At 54.5% G+C, this 17,996-nt stretch carries 10 protein-coding genes; 9 read left to right on the forward strand and 1 reads right to left on the reverse strand.

What is annotated here, in order from left to right; translation table 11 throughout:
* Positions 1 to 375 precede the first annotated feature (375 nt).
* The gene (locus AD930_RS12900; protein WP_244150583.1) at positions 376 to 3,270 is read right to left on the reverse strand and encodes a TonB-dependent receptor plug domain-containing protein; all 2,895 of its coding nucleotides are present in this window, start codon (positions 3,268 to 3,270) and stop codon (positions 376 to 378) included.
* A 606-nt stretch (positions 3,271 to 3,876) separates the two neighbouring features.
* Between AD930_RS12900 and AD930_RS12905 the strand changes: the two genes are divergently transcribed.
* From AD930_RS12905 to AD930_RS12945, 9 genes are all read left to right on the forward strand, one after another.
* Positions 3,877 to 4,770 carry a LysR family transcriptional regulator gene (locus AD930_RS12905; protein ID WP_061506743.1) on the forward strand — a complete coding sequence of 298 codons (894 nt, stop codon included), beginning with the start codon at positions 3,877 to 3,879 and terminating at the stop codon, positions 4,768 to 4,770.
* A 124-nt stretch (positions 4,771 to 4,894) separates the two neighbouring features.
* A complete protein-coding gene (locus tag AD930_RS12910) occupies positions 4,895 to 7,756 on the forward strand; it encodes a TonB-dependent receptor domain-containing protein (protein ID WP_061506579.1) in 2,862 nt (953 codons plus the stop codon).
* A gap of 22 nt (positions 7,757 to 7,778) precedes the next feature.
* Positions 7,779 to 7,997 carry a hypothetical protein gene (locus AD930_RS12915; RefSeq protein WP_061506580.1) on the forward strand — a complete coding sequence of 73 codons (219 nt, stop codon included), beginning with the start codon at positions 7,779 to 7,781 and terminating at the stop codon, positions 7,995 to 7,997.
* Between the two features lie 54 nt (positions 7,998 to 8,051).
* Entirely contained in the window at positions 8,052 to 9,650 is a 1,599-nt protein-coding gene (locus tag AD930_RS12920; RefSeq protein WP_061506581.1) for a serine hydrolase, read from the forward strand.
* Complete coding sequence (locus AD930_RS12925; RefSeq protein ID WP_061506582.1) at positions 9,647 to 10,831, forward strand: serine hydrolase domain-containing protein; 1,185 nt, start codon at positions 9,647 to 9,649, stop codon at positions 10,829 to 10,831. Before AD930_RS12920 ends, AD930_RS12925 begins: the two co-directional genes overlap by 4 nt.
* Before the next feature lie 157 nt (positions 10,832 to 10,988).
* Positions 10,989 to 12,206 carry a D-amino acid dehydrogenase gene (locus AD930_RS12930; RefSeq protein ID WP_408735776.1) on the forward strand — a complete coding sequence of 406 codons (1,218 nt, stop codon included), beginning with the start codon at positions 10,989 to 10,991 and terminating at the stop codon, positions 12,204 to 12,206.
* Position 12,207: 1 nt separating this feature from the next.
* Complete coding sequence (locus AD930_RS12935) at positions 12,208 to 14,652, forward strand: penicillin acylase family protein (protein WP_082781880.1); 2,445 nt, start codon at positions 12,208 to 12,210, stop codon at positions 14,650 to 14,652.
* Positions 14,649 to 15,908, forward strand: coding sequence for a serine hydrolase domain-containing protein (locus AD930_RS12940; protein ID WP_061506583.1), 1,260 nt, complete (start codon positions 14,649 to 14,651; stop codon positions 15,906 to 15,908). The genes AD930_RS12935 and AD930_RS12940 overlap by 4 nt, the downstream gene beginning before the upstream one ends.
* Entirely contained in the window at positions 15,908 to 17,986 is a 2,079-nt protein-coding gene (locus AD930_RS12945; protein WP_244150584.1) for a S9 family peptidase, read from the forward strand. Before AD930_RS12940 ends, AD930_RS12945 begins: the two co-directional genes overlap by 1 nt.
* The last annotated feature ends 10 nt before the right edge of the window (positions 17,987 to 17,996 follow it).

The following is a 17,996-nucleotide window of genomic DNA, read 5'->3' on the forward strand; positions in this document are numbered from 1 at the left end:
GGTCATGCTCTAAAGCTAGGCCTGATCGGGCAAGAATAACCCGTGACCAGTTTGGGTATACATCAGTCGGGACGGACCCGAAGGTGTAAATCTGTAAGAGCTATGCCCTTAGAAAAATAACCTTACTGTTATAGTGGCTCAGCCAGGCAATGATTCAAATGCTGTAAAATCCGTCAGCAAGTCTAAGCACATATCACCCTTAAAGCTATGTCCCCTCAACGGCAGGCTGTACTAGCTGGGGCACCCACAGCCAATAGAGATCGGCATTGTATCGGCGTGCCAGACTTGCCGGCAGAAGTATCGCAAAAAAAGAGCGAGAGAACTATTGAGTTCACTCGCCCATTGGCATCATGAGTCGATCTTGCCCTAGTCTGCTTAAAAATCCATACCTGCCTGAAGAAAGGCATACCGGCCGATAACATTCTGGGAATACATTGCCAGATCAGTGTTAATCACACCATCAGGGACAAATGGCGGCTTCTTATCCAAAAGGTTATTAACGCCAACTGTAAAGTTCCAGTTTTTCAGTCTGTAGCCCAGCGTCACATCATGCGTGAAGATTCCCGGCACATTCCATGACCCGGCAGTGGAATGCGTCAGATCAACAGACCCGTTGTTCAGCCGCATCCCACTTGTGTAGTTCATCATGTAAGACAGGCTGAATGCTTTGTGGGTCCAGGTGGCTGTTGCATAATCGGTAATGCGCGGGTGGCCAACTCCTGCTCCGGCATATGCACCACCGCCGGTGTAGTAGAGGCGCCCCGTGCCATTTCTAAACGAAGAACCCGCATAGGGCTGAATATTGTAGCCGACCAATCCCTGCAAATTGTTGCTGAGGGTCAGCACATCCGTCGGGGTCAGGCGCACACGATAATCAAGGTCAAAATCGATGCCATTGGTGGTCATCTGGCCGAGATTCTGCGTCGTAGCATTCACCATGGTGATCTGCCCGTTGCTGTCACGCGGGGAGATGTTGGCGCAATAGCCGGTGGATGACCCAGTGTAACACTGGTCCACAATATACTGGGTGCCCACGGAGCCAATGGTATTCTTGAGAGTCGTATGCCAGTACTCGACGGACAGCGAGAGGCCGGGTGTCCAGCGCGGTGTAATGACAGTGCCAAACGTGTAGGTGCGGCCAATTTCCGGACCCAGTTTGGGGTTTCCGCCTTGCAGGCTGGGAAGCTGATTGGAATAGGCTTGCGTAACCTTGCCGGGCACCGCACCGGCTTTCATGCAGTTGGCAACAACAGTGGCTGCCGCTGCGCCATAATAGTCAGGCCGCGTACACGGATCGATGGCGGCAGGAAAACCAACAGCTTGACCACCATAAAGAGAATAGACGCTGGGCTGTCGGAAAGATGTGCCTAAAGTTGCACGAAAGCGAATATCCTGGATCGGTGCCCAGTTGATGCTGACTTTCCAGTTCTCCGTATCACCAAACGTATTGTAGCGAGACCAGCGGCCCTGCCCATCAATTGTCAGGTCTTTGGCGAAGGCGACGTTATGCAGCAGGGGAACCTTGCCTTCCAGATACACTTCGGTTGCGTTAAAGCCGCCGCCAGTGCTGGATGTATAAGAACCGGCAACATTGCCTGCCTGCACCTCTGGGTCTGCATGGTAGGAAAGTTGTTCACTATGGTGCTCCATCCCCAGAGCAATCCCAATTGCACCGCCGCCTTTATAGGGAAGTTTAACAACATCATTATTGTTGATGCGGAGGTTGAAGTCTCGCAACTGATAGGTGGAATGGTCAATTTCAGTATGTTTGGCGTAATCTACCGCGGCTTTTGGCCAGGTCTGGAACGGATCAAACAACGTGCAGCCTGCCTGTGATGTGCAGATAGAGGGATCATACGCAATTGAAGATCCATTTTGAGAAACACCAAGTTCCTGCAGGATATTAGCGTAATTAATAAGCCCCTGTGTGCGCAGAGTATTCTGCGTCATACCGTAGGACATGGAGGCATCATACTGCCAGTTTCCAATAATGGTGCCGTTGCCTCCGGCAATGACCTGATAGGAATCATTAGCGGAATCATAAGAGCGGGGACCGAATTCCACCGTCCGCTTATAAAGCCCTACGTCTTTCCCCCAGACGTTGTAGGGATTGTCTGCGGGCAGTTCGAAAGCAGCAGGCAATGAATTGACCCCAACGCTTCCGGTCAGCGGCTGCGCGGAAAGCTGCGACTGTGATGATTTGTGCGTGTACCGCACATTGGCGTACAGATTGAGGTGCTTATTAATCTCGTAATGCGCGTCACCTGTCAGAGTGCTGCTCTGCATATACTGATACAGCGTGCCTTCTGGCCCGTAATTGTAGCGTTGGGAAGCAGTGAGGGGCGCAAAGCCGCCTTTTCCATCAGGTTGAAGCTGCTGGCCGCCAACAAGGGCTGAGGTGGTTGGCGTAATGCCAGATCCATAAACAACGGAACCACCGGGAGCAGGGTTGTTGATCTGCGGATTATACGCCCAGTCCCGGTCCCGCTGCATAACCGGCCCCTGGCTTAGATATTGGCCGCCAATGGTGATGTTGCCGCGGTCATGATCAAAATTGAAGCCCTTGATGCCTGAGATCATGCCTGTCCGGTTATCACCATACTGCGTAATACCGCCTTTGACGGTAATATTGCCGGTCGTCAGGTTATGTTTGAGCTTAATGTTGATGACGCCCGAAACAGCATCTGCACCATAGAGTTCTGAGCCACCATCTTTCAGAATTTCTACACTCTGAACCATGGAAACCGGGATCATGTTCAGATCCACGCAGGAGGAGCCAGATCCACCGTTCTGCACCTGCCTTTTGCCATCGACCAGCACCAGAACACGGGAAGCCCCAAGGTTGCGGATATCCGGACAGGCAATGCCGCCGCCACCATTGGTAGTACTGTTGTAGCTCCCGCCACTGCCCATAGAAGGCAGGCGCTGGAGATAGTCGGACAGGGTTGTGGCCGACGTGCGCTGAATATCCTTGGCAGTAATAATTTGCACAGGGTTGGCGTTGGAGTTGTTGGAAGACCGCAACATGGACCCCGTTACAACCACGTTTTCTGGTGATGTACTGCGGGTTTCCTGCTTATCTGCAACATGAAGCAGCGTTTTTTTCTCAGCTTTTTTGGAGGAGGCCGTGCTGTATTTTGTAGATATCTCGTTTGGACTCTGTGCATCGTCTGCGTATGCCACGCCACTTTGCAATGGCGCGGCAATAACAAACAGACTGAGGCTGGAGGCTGAGTGGAGCAGAATATGCCTCAGGGTTTTGGAGCGCATGGTCGGAACATCTCCTGGGCAAGGGAGGTGAGGAAAGCGAATAAGGGCATTATTCGTTGTATCTTTCATATCATGATCGCAACGAATGGAATTGAGCAATTCCATATTGTTTTTCAGTATATAACTTTAGGTTATAGTGTAAGACTAATATAGTATTTCTCTGTGTTTATAAATAATTTATAAATTAAAGTGGGTTTTAAGCCTCTATTTTTATAGAATAGAAAGATCATTAAAGATTTTAAATCTTGATTGAGCTAAGAAATTGAAGAAATGAAAGCATGGGATCTACAGTGTCTTAGCCTTATCTGTAAAGATGCCGGTGCAGAACATTTTCCAACGTCTACTACAAATTTTACAGAATTTATAACAGGGTTTTGAAGTCTGGTTGTGGAATGACAGTCTGGGAAAAGAAAAATTCTCCACGCCAGGCCGTAAGCAAAGAGCGGATAAGAGGTCTTTTCAATTTGTTGGGGTGTGTTAACATTCTGTTGCAACAGAATTGCGCTTCTGGCCAGAGACGGCTTTATTAAGCGTATTCCGTGCTTACTCTGCTCACGCCCTATGCGTTTCATGAGCAAACCAGACCAGGAAGGTAAAACGCTCGTTATGCGTTTACGTCAGATCGAAGTTTTCTATGCGATCATGTCCACGGGCTCTTTGCGCCGTGCTGCCGAGGTGCTGCATGTCTCCCAGCCTGCCGCCAGCAAGGTGCTGCGCTATGCGGAGCAGTCTTTAGGGTTTGCGCTGTTCGAGCGCACCGGGGGCAGGCTGGTGCCCACGCGGGAAGCACGGATCATGCTGCCGCATGTGAATACGATCTTTGAAAAAATTTCTGATCTCAAAAGATTAACGGAAAACCTGCGTTATGCGCGGGATGGGCACGCCATCAGCATCGGCTGTGTGCCCAGTCTGGGGCTAAGCGTGGTGCCACGGGTTATCCAGCGCTATCACGCGGCCCATCCGGGAAACGAGCTGACAATCGATACACTGCACGGCCCGGAAATTGTCTCGCGTATTCTCAATCATGACCTCGATCTGGGGATTGTGTTCGGAACGTATGAAAAGCAGGGGCTTACGGCCAGTCATATTGCCGATGTCCCTTTGGTGCTGATTGATCAGGAGACCGCTACAGGCCCGGTCGCGCTGGAAGACATTAATCCGGCCCGCTATATTGGCCTGAGCGAGAATGATCCGACCGCTCGCCTTCTGGATATGGTGTGGGAAGAGGCAGACCTCTCGACTGTGCCGGTTGTGCGGGTGCGCACACATTATATGGCGGCGGAACTGGTCCGGCTTGGCGGCGGCTGCGCTATTGTAGATGGGCTGACGGCTTTGCATCATCCGGGGTTGCCTCCGCCGCTTCCGCTCAAGCCTCCTCTCGGCATCGCCTGCACGGTTCTCTTCCGTGCTGATTACGCACTTTCACATATTTCCCGTGATATTCTGGAACTCCTTAAAGAAGAAATTCAAAAAGACCTTGCGGGTCTGCCAGCTCTGTAACAGCGCAGGTGCCCCTTAACCATTGGCTAATGGTTCATGACATTTTTGACATAGACAGAGCGCGCTTTTCTTCTGATCATTCCGACATCGTATTAACGTGGTGATCCGGCGGGAAGGAAAGCAGATGATGCGTCGATCAGGGATTTATAGAAAAAGACTGCTTTTTTTAGGGATTTCCGCTTTCTGCTATGGCTGGACGACTGAGGCCAACGCCCAGATCATTTCCCTGCCGGGCACAACCACCGGGAAAGCGATTACCAACAAGACATCCAAAAAATCCGATGTGACATCCAAATCCAACGGAAAGGATGAAGCAATCACGGTGGTCGGCACGCATCTGGGTGCGGTCGAAACAGCTGAAATTCAGCCGGTTACCGTCATCACGAGCGAGCAGATCCAGCAGTCTTCTTCCATGACGACGGGCGATGTGTTTGCTCACATTCCGTCCATGGGGTTTTCAGGCAACACGTATTCCAATGCTGGAGGCTCCTGTCTGAACATCCGTAGTCTTGGTACAGCCCGTACTCTGGTGCTGGTTGATGGTCATCGCATGGTCAATGGTAATGGCGCGGTCGATTGCCCGGATGTGAACAGTATTGTTCCCGCCATGATTGACCGTATTGAAATCCTGAAAGATGGCTCTTCAACCACCTATGGATCGGACGCGATTGCGGGCGTCGTCAATATTATTCTGAAGAAGAATTTCACCGGAACAACCCTGACCGCAAACGGCGGTATTAGTGAATATGGGGACGATCAGACGGCCGCGCTCACCGCAGCGCATGGCTTCAACTTCATGCATGACCGGGGCAATTTTACGATTGCCGGGTCCTATAACTATCAGGCTCCCATGGCCGCAGACCAGCGCAAGTGGGCCATGCAGGAAGCAAAGGTGAATAACCCGCCAGGGCAGGAGCAGTATTATGGGTCACAATATGGTGCCCAGCCTGTGTATGCAGCCCTCAACGGCGGTGCGCCGCTAACGCCGTCCAGTGACGGTGTTGCGCAGTCTGTTATTTCCGACGGGCATGGTGGTTACAGACCCTATAAATGGAGTGATAATTATGATTACTCCAAAGATAACCAGATTATAGCAGAGCAGCAGGTTGGGTCTCTGGCATCGACAGGCCATTTTGACGTCAACAGCAATCTGCAACTCTATATGACGGCGAACTACAGCCACACACATACGGTAAGTGCTGGCACGCCTATGTATATCGCGACACCGGCCACCACACTGACTGGTAACTCTGGTGCAATGGTTGTGCCCGCCGGTGAACCGGGCAATCCCTTTGGCTCAGACGTCGCACTGAACCAGCGTATGTTCGGGATTGGCCGTGAATATGACTATGAAAATATTGACTACTACCAGCTGACAGGCGGTGCACGAGGCACGTTGCCGCACACCGGGGGCTGGACGTATGACTTCTTCTTCTCTTACGGAAAAACCACGACGTCTGATAAAGGGACGGGGCGCGTCAACTGGCGCAATATGGAAAATGCGCTTGGTTTTCAGCAAACAGGGGGCGCGGGTTCAACCGAGGGATATTACGACCCCAATCTGTGTGCAAATACGTCTGGTTGCGCGCCGTATAACCCGTTTACAGGCAGCATGTCTCGTGCCGCGGCAAACTATATAGGGTTTGACGACATTTATCCGTCCGCTCAGGAAATGCGGGATGTTCAGTTTACCGTTGCCAATAAGCATCTGGCCCGTCTGCCGTATGGCCCTCTGGGGATTGCTCTGGGTGTGGAACATCGGAGTCTGGATGGCTATTGGCATTCTTCCTGGCAGGATAAAGCAGGTTTGAACTCCAACCAGGTTCGGGGTGATACCGGCGGCGGCTATAACGTGACGGAAGTTTTTGGGGAATTGAGTATTCCGCTGTTGCGGAACCTGCCTGCAGCTAAAGCCCTGAATGCTGAAGTTTCCGGACGATTTTCGAATTACAACACATTCGGGCAGGCCTATAACTGGCATGCAGGCCTGATTTATGCGCCAACGGACGATATTAAATTCCGGGTCAATATCGCAACCGGCTTCCGGGCTCCAACCATTCAGGACCTGTACAAATCAAAAATCATCAGCCTGACAGGCACGCGTGACCCGTGCGCCTATATCTCGACTTATCCGGGGGCTGTTCAGGGTGTAATTTCAGACAACTGCCGGGCGCAGGGGATAAACCCGAACACTTTCAAGCAGACAAACGGTTCTCTGAAATATGAAACAGGCGGAAATGCTAGTTTGAAGCCTGAAATTTCCAGAACCTATACAATTGGTTCCATCCTTACGCCGCGTTTCATTCCGGGCCTCACGGCAACCGTTGACTACTTCCATACCCATATCACGGAGACAATCGGCTATCCCTCACTCTCCACAGAGCTGAACGGATGTTATGAAAGCACCGGCCTTTCAAGCAGCTACTGTTCCATTCTGAATGGCCGTGACGTGAATGGTCAACTCTATCCGGTTGCGCGTTTGCATGAAAATACCGGCGCATTTATCGAAGACGGTCTTGATATCAATGCGTCCTATCAGGTGCCAATTGACTACAATAACGGCCTCTCTTTCGGTGCCGATATTCAGGATATCATGTCCTATAAATCGCAAAGTCAGGATGGGGAGGCTCTTATTTCCTATCTGGGTACGGATGCGGGTGTGCCCAAGTGGGTTGCTAATGGGACTGCCACCTTTACGCACGGGCCGTGGAGCTTCACCTACATGGTCCGGTTTATTGATGGGTTTACCTATTATCCCAGCTCATCTTATGGCCCGACTGTCTCCGAGTGGTGGAAAACTAATCAGGCCTGGTACCATGATGTGATGCTGACCTATCACGGAGATATGTATAGTGTGACAGCCGGTGTGAAAAACCTTGCTGGCCGGGACCCGAATTTCTATGCGAACGGGGATTATAATACATCACCGGGCATGTATGATTATGCAGGCCGCTATATTTATCTGAAAGCACAGGTCCATTTCTAGGCTAGATAAGAGGGTGGGGGCGGTGCAGACCCCGCCTTCTTCCCGCATTGTCTCTATTGATATCCTGCGCGGTATCACCGTAGCTTTTATGATTGTTGTCAATAATCCGGGGGATTGGAACAAGGTCTGGTCTCCTCTGGAACATGTTGCGTGGAATGTCTGCACGCCTGCGGATCTTGTTTTCCCTTTCTTCCTGTTGCTTTATGGCTTGTACCGTAAAAAAATCTTTCTAAGGCTTTAGTTTTCCATGTTTCATTCACAGGCATTTCCCTCTATGCGACAGCACCACACAAGAATGAAACTGCGTGCAGGCATTACCATGCAGTGCGGCACGCTGGCTGCGCTGTTGATGGCTTTTAGTGGCACATCAGTTCAGGCAGAAACGCCGTCTCTGCCTGATGGTCTGACAGAGCAGAAGATTGATGATGTTGTTACCAAAGCGCAGAAGGCTTTTGATGTGCCGGGTATCGCCGTTGGTGTGATCCATGATGGAAAAATCGTTTTTTCTAAAGGCTATGGGCGCCGGGAGGATAATGAAAAAAGCGGGAAGGTCGATCCCAATACCCTTTTCGCTATTGGCTCCAACAGTAAGGAATTTACGGCCACCGCTCTGGCAACCCTTGTGGATGAGGGGAAGCTGAAATGGACCGACCGCGTCATTGATGTCATGCCCGAGTTCAGGGTTTCTGACCCGTGGATTACGCGTGAGTTCCGTGTGAGTGACCTGCTGACCCATCATAGCGGCATGGGGCTGGGAGCGGGCGATATGATGCTGTTCTCCCATAGCACCTTCACCCGTAAGGATGTTCTGGCGGCACTTCCTTATATGCCGTTTACGGGCCGGTTCCGGGCGGACTATGCCTATAACAACCTGCTCTATGTGGTGGCCGGAGCACTTGTCGAAAAAATCTCTGGCCAGACATGGGAACATTACGTCCAGACACATCTGATTGATGCGGCAGGCCTGCCGGCTTGCCAGAGCACATTCCCGGTTAAGGGGCAGACGGATGTTGCCGCAGGGCAGGGGAGTGATGGCGTTCTGCCGGATCGTGCCACGCTGGAACCGGTCGCCGTGGCGCCGGCGGGTGGTGTGTGGTGCAGCGTAAACGGCATGAACCGCTGGGTGCAGACGCTTCTGAACGGTGGCAAGACCGTGGAGGGGCGGAAAATTATCAGCCTCGCCCAGCGTGATGCCCTTTGGGCACCTTCAGCACTCATTCCGGTGCCTGACAGCGGCAGCAAAACGCAAAGTCACTTCCGTGCTTACGGCTATGGCTGGTTTATGGAAGATTTTTACGGTCTGAAACGCGTGTGGCACACAGGGACTATCAGCGGCATGGTCAGCTATGTCTCCATGCTCCCAGAGAAGAATACCGGGCTGGTCGTCCTCACCAATCATTATGCTAACTCCGCAACCGCTGCCATTGCCGTGACCATGAGTTCCCTCATAGCTACCGGCAAAAGTGCAGACTGGGTCGCATACTGGCAGGATGAGACTAAAAAGGCGCACGACAAGGCGGAAAAAGAAGCGTCCACCACCGGGCCGGGGTCACCTGCGCGGCCCTTTATCGCTCTCCCGGTGTCTGATCTGAAAGACTATGTCGGCCTTTATCACGACTCATGGCGCGGCGATATCCGACTCTCACTGAAAGGCAAGGATCTGGTCATGACATTTGCGAAGGCCGATGGTCTGGCCGGCACCCTGTCCGCCCTGCCGCATGATCTGTTTGTCGCGAAGTGGCAGAACCGGGCTGAGGATGCGGAGGACGACAGCTACGTGCAGTTTGAGCGCAATACATCCGGTAAGGTTACGGGTTTCCATATGCAGGTGGTCGGGTCTGATTTCAGCTTTGATGCGCAAGATCTGCATCCGTTCAAGGTTTCCGATCAATGACAGTTCGGTTCCCGGCTTTCTCCCGAAGGGGTTTTTTGCAGGGATCTTCTCTTTTTCTTGCACAGGCAGGCCTGTCAGCCTGCCAGATGCCGTCGCGTGAGGCTGACAGGTTTGCAAAAGCGGATGCGCTGATACAGCAGGCGATCAGCAAGGGCGAGTGCCCCGGCGCGGTCTGGGGTGTGGGCCAGCACGGGCGGCTGATCCACCGTGGCGTCTTTGGTGCGCGCAGCCTTGTGTCAACGCAAGAAACCATGACGTGGGACACCGTGTTTGATATGGCCTCCCTCACCAAACCAATGATCACCGCGTTGGCTGTCATGCAGCTTGTGGAAAAAGGTCTGGTGGATGTGGAGGCTCCCGTAGCCCGTTACCTTCCGCAATTTGCTGCGGCTGGGAAAGCGCAGATTACAGTGCGGCTGCTGCTCACGCATTTTTCCGGCCTGCAGCCCGATCTGCCTCGCACGCCGGACTGGTGGGGGAAAGCCGCCGCCACGGACCGTATCATGCAGGCTGTTCCCAAAATCCCGCCGGGCAGAGGCTTTATTTACAGTGATCTCAATTTTATCACTCTCGGGCTTCTGGTTGAAAAACTGACAGGGCAGACACTGGATGTGTATGCGCAGAACGCTATCCTTACCCCGCTGGGCATGACGCAATCAGGCTTTCTGCCGCCCCCAGCCCAACAGGCGCGTATTGCCCCCACGCAGTATGATGAACACGGCACGATGTTGCGCGGTGTGGTGCATGACCCCACGGCGCGCCGCATGAACGGCGTTGCGGGGAATGCGGGTCTGTTTTCTACGGCGGAAGATATGGCCCGTTACGCGCAGGCCTTGCTGGACAAACGGGCCGGGCGATCCAGCGTATTTCCTCTCAGTCGCGCGACGCTGTTGACCATGACAACACCCCAGCAGCCGGCAGGCCAGAAGAGCCTGCGTGGTTTTGGGTGGGATATTGCGTCTCCCTATGCCTCCCCCAGAGGAGAGCGGCTATCCCATCATTCCTTCGGTCATACCGGGTTTACAGGCACGTCGCTGTGGATTGATCCTGATAATGATTGCTATGTTTTTATTCTGACCAACCGTGTCCATCCCAATGGAGGGCACAGTGTGGTGCATCTACGGCATGACGTGGCAACGGCAGTCGGGGAGGCTCTGGGGCTGCCGTTAGCTGTGCCGTAAGCAAAAGTGCTCTTTCGCAGGGTTAACCTCAGGTTAAGGGTGGCGGGCATTTTTTAAATGGCATGCAGGGGGATCTGTTTTTAGATTTTCTACTGAGAAGATCCCGGAACATGGCATGCGCATGTTTGAGCGGGCTCGTCATGATCATAAGGGGTCGATGGTTCTTATGCCTGCAAAGCGGACAATCACGGTAGTGGGTGGAGGCGTTATTGGCCTGACAACCGCATATGCGCTCATCCAGGCCGGACACAGTGTGACGCTGGTGGAGCGCGAGGATCAGGTTGGTGAACAGGCCAGTTTTGGCAATGGCGGCCAGCTGAGCTACCGCTATGTGCGGCCGTTGGCGGATGCCGGGATTCCGCTGGAAGCGCTCTCATGGATGCTTCAGGCCGACTCTCCCATTTCCCTCCGGCTCCGGCTGGACTGGCAGCAGTGGCGGTGGCTGGCAGATTTTCTGCTGGCCTGTAATGCCAGAACCAACAAGGCCAACGCAGCCCGGCTGTTAAAGCTCGCTTTGCTGGGGCAACAGGCTCTCAATCAGTGGCGGCAGGACGGGCTGGAAAATTTTTTGTGGCGCAAACCCGGTAAGCTGGTTGTGTATCGGAACGCGCAGAAATTTTCCAAAGCCGCCAAAGCTGTCAGTAACCCACAACAGGAACAGGTTCTGACCCCGGCGGAATGTGCGCAGGTAGAACCTGCTTTTGCAGGTCTTGCACCCACACTGGCAGGCGGTATTTTCTCTCCTGATGATGAAGTGGCAGATTGCTATCTGTTCTGTCAGGCTCTTCTTAAATCCCTCAAACAGAGCAAAGATTTTCAGATTGTAAAAGGCGATGTCGTTCTGGAGGAAGATCTGGATGCGCGGTGCCGGGTGCGGATCAACGGGGCAGAGTGGCAGACGGACATTGTGGTTCTGGCAGCCGGACTCGCCTCCCGCGCGTTGATGCAGCCACTGGGCCAAAGACTGCCTCTCTACGGGCTGAAGGGATACAGCCTGACGGTGGAGGCAGATCCGGCCGTGCTGCCTGATGTGAGCGTCACGGATTATGACAACCGCGTTGTGTACGCCCGTCTGGGCGATCGGCTCCGTATTGCCGCCATGGTTGATATTGGTGCGCTGAATGCCTCGCCTGATCCGCGCCGCATCGCCTCGCTGAAACATCTGGCGGAGGAAACACTTCCGGCCGCCGGGCCTTACGCGTCCGCCACCACCTGGGCGGGGATGCGGCCCGCCACGCCCACCGGGGTACCTTTGGTGCAGCGGACGCAATGGCGTAACCTGCTGCTCAATGTTGGCCATGGGGCTTTGGGGTTCACGCTTTCCTGCGGCTCCGCCCTGACCATTCGGGACCTTGTTGAAGAGATGCAGCCGTAAAATGAGACACTCCTCCTTTCTCACCCGTCGTCACGTTCTGCTGGGGGGTGTTGCTGCCGGTTTGGCTGGACTGACCACTTACCGCGCTCTGGCCCGGCAGGGGGGCGCTTCCAGCCTGATGGGGCTGGAGGGGCTGAATGCACCGGTCGAGGTGCTGGAGGATCAGTGGGGCGTGCCGCATGTGCGGGCCGCTTCCGTGCCGGATGCGTTTTTTGCAAACGGCTACCTGATTGCTCGGGACAGGCTGTGGCAGCTCGATTTTGAGTATCGTCGGGCCCTGGGCAGATTGGCGGAAGTTTATGGGCCTGATTGCGTGCCGTCTGACACGGCAAGCAGGCTTTTCTTGTTCCGGGGTGATGCACAGGCAGAGTTTGCAGCGCTGCCGCCCGCAGTGCAGGCCTGCGCCCGCGCCTATGTGGCGGGTATTAACGCCTATCTTGCCCGCATCAACACGGGTGAAGAAAAACTCCCTGCAGAATTCAATATTTTTTCATATCATCCGCTTGAATGGGATGTTCTGGATCTGGTGCGCATCCGGGCAGAAGCAACAGGGAACACCAAAGCCGAAATCCGCCACGCACAATTGGCGGCGCAGGACGCGCTGGCCTATGACGCGCTGATCCAGCCTCTGCGCCCCGCCCATACACTCAGGGTGCCGGATGGGCTGGATGTGCATGCTGTCACAGAGCAGGATCTGGGCCTTTTTGGTGTTTTGCAGGATGGCCCCTCTCTTGCCGGCCTGCATGCAGTGCCTTCCCCCAATGAGGGCGACCACCGACGCGCCAATGAGGGTAGTAACGCATGGGTCATTGCACCCACGCGCACGGCCACCGGTCGCCCCATTCTGGCCAATGACCCGCATCTCAGTTTTGGCTCACCCGGCCCGCGTCATGTCATCCATCTGACAGCGCCGGGGCTGGATGTAATTGGCGGTGGGGCACCGGGTACGCCGGGCATCATGCAGGGCCATAACGCGCATTTTGCTTTTGGGCGCACCAATTTTCATATCGATCAGGAAGACCTGTTTATCCTGCGCACGCATCCCGACCATCCTGACCGCTATTTTCACAATGGGCGCTGGGTGGAGATGGAGCATGAGGAAATCTCCATTGCTGTGCGTGGAGGCCCCGCGCAAAGTGTTACCCTGCGCTATGCGGCACAGGGGCCGGTTGTCTCTGCCGATCCTGCACGGAACAGGGCTGTGGCAGTTTCCGCCACATGGCTCTATCCGGGCGCGAATGGCATGCTGGCTAATATCGGCATCAATCTTGCCAGTGACTGGGATAGTTTCCGTCAAGCCCTGAAACTCCATACCAGTCCAACAAATTTCACATACGCCGATACAGCGGGGAATATTGGCTGGCAGGCTGCGGGCGGTCTGCCGGAACGCCGCAACGGCTATGATGGCCTGCTGCCCGCGCCGGGTGATGGGCGGTATGACTGGAAGGGCCTCCAGTCGCTGGATGCGCTTCCCAACAGCTTCAATCCCGCCCGTGGCTGGTTTGGTACCTCCAACGAGCTCAATCTGCCAGCGGACTACCCGTATGAGGAACGCTGCGTCAGCTACGAATGGAAAGACCCTTACCGTTACCAGCGTGTTGCAGAAGTCCTTCAGGTCTCTCCTCATGCCACAGTAGCGGATAGCGTGGCCTTGCAGCATGATACGCTCTCTCATCTGGCCTTGTCCGTGGTGCAACTGCTGCCGGAAGTGCCTGCGCCCATGCAGGCAGAAGCCGCGTTGCTGCGCCAATGGAATGGGCGCGTAGAAGCGACAAGTGTTGCCGCGGCGTTGTATGAGGTGTGGTGGACTCGCCTGAATACCCTGTTCTATCAGGCCTTGGTGCCGGAAAACCTGCGTTCTCTTCTGCCACAACCGCTTAACGCGTCTGTTCTTCTGGCATTCCTGCAAAAGCCCGATAGCCGATTGGGCGCCACGCCGGAGACACAGCGTGATGCTCTCCTTGTCAAAGCGTTTCAGCAGGCGGTGGAAGAGTTGCGCGACCGTCTGGGACCGGTGGCTGCTGCATGGCAGTGGGGCACCCTGCATACCGTTCAGCTTCGTCATCCGCTCCATGGTGTGAAAGCTGTAGCAGAAGCGTTTCAGCCCATAGGGGGTGAAACGGCCCGGAGTGGGGGAGACCCGTACACAGTCATGGCGCGCTGGTATAATCCGGATTTGTCAGAAAAAGCGCTTGCGCAGGGCCGTAACCCATATGCTGTAACAGGCGGGGCAAGTTATCTGATGGTGTGTGACGTCGGGGCGTGGGACAACTCGCTGTTCCTTAACTTCCCCGGTCAGTCTGCCTTGCCGGACAGCGGGCATTATGCGGATGTCCTGCAACTCTGGCTCAAGGGCGCTATGCAGCCCCTTCCGTTTTCTGCAAAAGCCGTTCAGGCCGCAGCCAGACACCACGCTGTCCTGTATCCAAAAGGAAAAACGCTATGAAATTTAAAGTCTGTTCCGCTCTGGCTCTGGCGTTTTTCAGCACAACCGCTTTGGCGCAAACCGCGACCGATAAAAAGATGGATGCCGTGTTAACGCACGGTGAAAGCCAGCCTCTGGCGGCACTCGCTGCCGTCAAGCTGGAACATGGCCAGCCTGTTTACCAGTATTATGGTGGGTTTGCGCGGCGTGATGGCGCTCAAACTGTTCCGGTTAAGCAAGAAACCCTCTTCCGTATTGCGTCCATTTCCAAGGTAGTGACTACTATCGGGCTGATGGAACTGGTCGAGCAGGGCAAGATTAATCTCGATCATGATGTCTCGGAGTATCTCGGTTTTCCGCTGCGCAATCCGGATTTTCCCACTACCCCCATCACCGTGCGGATGCTTTTAAACCATACCTCCACCATTCGGGATGGCGATGTGTATGTTCTGCCGCCCGGTAAGTCAGTGCGTGATTTCTTTGATGAAAGTCATAAACCCGGAAGCCAGGACTATCATTTCTCTTTTCATGATGGCCACGCGCCGGGAACATATTTTACCTATTGCAACCTGTGCTACGGGCTGGTTGGCACCATCATCGAGCGGGTCAGCGGGGAGCGGTTTGACCGTTATCAGAGACAGCATGTTCTGGAACCGCTGAAAATAGACGGGGGCTATAACGTTGCGGAGCTGGAGCATCCGGAGCGTCTTGCCACACTTTATCAGCATGTACCCTCTGGGTATGAAGCCGCAGTTGATAGCCAGCCTCTTAAAGGCTGGAGCAAAGAGGATTTAGAATCCTACAAAATTGGCAGCAATGGCAGCGTGTTTTCTCCACAGGGTGGCCTGCGTATTTCTCTGCAGGGGCTCACTCGTCTGGCGCAATTTATGATCCAGCGCGGCACGCTTGATGGTGTCAGGCTTCTGGCTCCGCAAAGCATTGAGGCGATGGAAACACCTACATGGACATTTAATGGCAAGAATGGCGAGTGTCCGTACCCACTAAGCGCCTATGGCCTGAGCCTGTTTACGCTGACAGGCACAAAAGACACCAACGGAAAACCTGCCATCCCCTATGTCGGGTATCAGGGCGGCCTGCGTGGTCATCTGGGTGATGCGTACGGACTGCATTCTGGCTTCTGGTATAATCCGCAAAACGGAGAGGCCTATCTGTTTGCGGCGGATGGGTATCCTGATTATGAGCAGGAGAAGCCCGGACAGTATTCTTCTTTCTCCAGAGTAGAAGAAGAAATTTTCACAACTCTGGCGGGGAAATAATGATGATGATCCGTTCTGCCTTCGCAGCAGCTCTCCTTGCTGGTGGTTTATACTCCGTCTCTCCGGCAAATGCTGCGCCGCTTGATGAGGTGGGAGCCCGGCATCAGATCACGGCACTTCTGTCCATGCCGTTCGCCACAAATCTGGTTGGGGCCAGCAACGCGAACCGGTTTGCATGGGTGGAAAAGCGCAGTGGCGTGCGGAATATTCTGGCAGCGGACGTGTCAGGAACACCGAAAGCTCTGACGCATTTCACGCAGGATGACGGCACCAATTTATGGGGTGTGACTCTCTCCCCCAACGGTAAGACGCTGGCTTATGTGGAAGGAGGAGACCCGGAATTTCCGGACGCCTCTTCTCCTAACCCGAACCTTTCAGAAACAGGAACGCATCAGAGCGTGAATGTGGTTCTGGAAAGCGGCAAACAGATGCGCATGGGGGAAGGCTGGAACTCCACATTCTCTCCAGATGGCGCGACGCTGGCGTTCTCGCACAAAGGCTCCCTGTTTCTGGCTCCCGTTGGTAAAGTGGCGAAAGAGGTCATGAGCGTGCCGGGGAGCCTTACGTCCTTGCAATGGGCACCGGATGGCTCGGCGCTGGCCTTTACGCTGGACCGTGGCAGTCATGCGCTCATTGGATTATGGCACGTCAAAACGGCGACCATGACATTTCTTGCTCCCGCACTGGGGCAGGATAGTCTGCCAACATTTTCTCCGGATGGCCGTTTTGTCGCGTTTGTGCGGGAGCATAGGCCGCTTACTGATAAGAAGACCGAAAAAGGCTCTTTCTGGTCGCTGCATGTTTATGATCTGGCCAGTAATACAGACCATGTTGTGTGGACACCGCCTGCCGGGACGGGTGCACGGTTTGCTGTGCCGGAGGGGAGCAGCCTTCTGTGGTCTGATAACGCCCATCTGCTCTTCCCGTGGGAAGGAAGCGGATGGATGCGGGTTTGTGCTGTGGCGGCATCGGGCACAGGAATCCCGTCCTGTCTGACGCCAGATAAGGCGGAAGTCTCATCCTATCGGTTGTCACAGGACAGAAAGACGCTTTTTTACACAAGCAATGTCGGGAATGTGGATGCCTGGCACGCATGGCGGCTGGCTCTGGACGGCTCTTCTCCCCAGCGTTTGACCCACAGTGAAGATATGGAAACAGACCTTGCTGTGGCCGGAGCAAAGGTGGGCGTCATCGCCGCCAGTGTCACACAGACAGCGCATCCGGCGGTGGTCGGGCCGGATGGTGCAAGCGCGCCGCTTGTTTCTCCGCAAGCACCGTCAGATGTGCATTTCGTGACCCCGCAAGTGGTTGTGTTCCACAGCGCTGATGGCGTTGAAGTGCATGGACAGCTTTTTGTGCCGGAGGGAGAGGCTAAAACACCGCGCGCTGCCTTGGTGTTTGTGCATGGTGGGCCGCATCGCCAGACGCTCCCTGCCTTTAATGGCATGGACTATTATTCCAATGCCTATGCCATGAACCAGACCTTGGCGGCGCAGGGCTATGTTGTGTTGTCCGTCAATTATCGGAGCGGGACAGGCTATGGCGAGGCGTTTCGGAATGCGCCTGAAACGGGCGGACACGGAGCCAGTGAATATCGGGATGTCTTTGCTGCTGCCACCTATCTCAGGGCCCGAGCGGATATTGATCCCGCGCGGATCGGCATCTGGGGCGGAAGCTGGGGCGGCTATCTGACGGCACTCGCTCTGGCCCGTAATAGTGATGTCTTTGCGGCAGGCGCGGATTTTCATGGCGTGCATGATATGATCGACCCCGACACATATGGCCTTTCCCCTGAGGAGAACAGGAAAGCGCATGAAGTGGAATGGCAGTCCTCCCCTGCGGCAGATATTGCTCACTGGCATGCTCCGGTTCTTCTAGTGCATGGTGATGATGATTATAACGTCGAATTTGAGCAATCGACCCTTCTGGCAAAACTGTTGTCAGAGCAGGGCGTGCTGTATGAGGAACATTCTTTTCCCAATGAACGGCATACTTTTTTGCGCATGCAGGATTGGCTGACGGCCTATATGTGGATGGATACGTTCTTTGCCCATACACTGACGTCTCATAAGCCCTGACCAGCAAGGG

The organism is Acetobacter malorum (assembly GCF_001580615.1).
GTDB classification, from domain to species: Bacteria; Pseudomonadota; Alphaproteobacteria; order Acetobacterales; family Acetobacteraceae; genus Acetobacter; species Acetobacter malorum.

Excerpts from the sequence above, each read along its gene's own strand:
- AD930_RS12900 (WP_244150583.1), bottom strand. The coding sequence starts at position 3,270 with ATGCGCTCCAAAACCCTGAGGCATATTCTGCTCCACTCAGCCTCCAGC.
- AD930_RS12905 (WP_061506743.1), top strand. The coding sequence starts at position 3,877 with ATGCGTTTACGTCAGATCGAAGTTTTCTATGCGATCATGTCCACGGGC.
- AD930_RS12910 (WP_061506579.1), top strand. The coding sequence starts at position 4,895 with ATGATGCGTCGATCAGGGATTTATAGAAAAAGACTGCTTTTTTTAGGG.
- AD930_RS12920 (WP_061506581.1), top strand. The coding sequence starts at position 8,052 with ATGAAACTGCGTGCAGGCATTACCATGCAGTGCGGCACGCTGGCTGCG.
- AD930_RS12925 (WP_061506582.1), top strand. The coding sequence starts at position 9,647 with ATGACAGTTCGGTTCCCGGCTTTCTCCCGAAGGGGTTTTTTGCAGGGA.
- AD930_RS12930 (WP_408735776.1), top strand. The coding sequence starts at position 10,989 with ATGGTTCTTATGCCTGCAAAGCGGACAATCACGGTAGTGGGTGGAGGC.
- AD930_RS12935 (WP_082781880.1), top strand. The coding sequence starts at position 12,208 with ATGAGACACTCCTCCTTTCTCACCCGTCGTCACGTTCTGCTGGGGGGT.
- AD930_RS12940 (WP_061506583.1), top strand. The coding sequence starts at position 14,649 with ATGAAATTTAAAGTCTGTTCCGCTCTGGCTCTGGCGTTTTTCAGCACA.
- AD930_RS12945 (WP_244150584.1), top strand. The coding sequence starts at position 15,908 with ATGATGATGATCCGTTCTGCCTTCGCAGCAGCTCTCCTTGCTGGTGGT.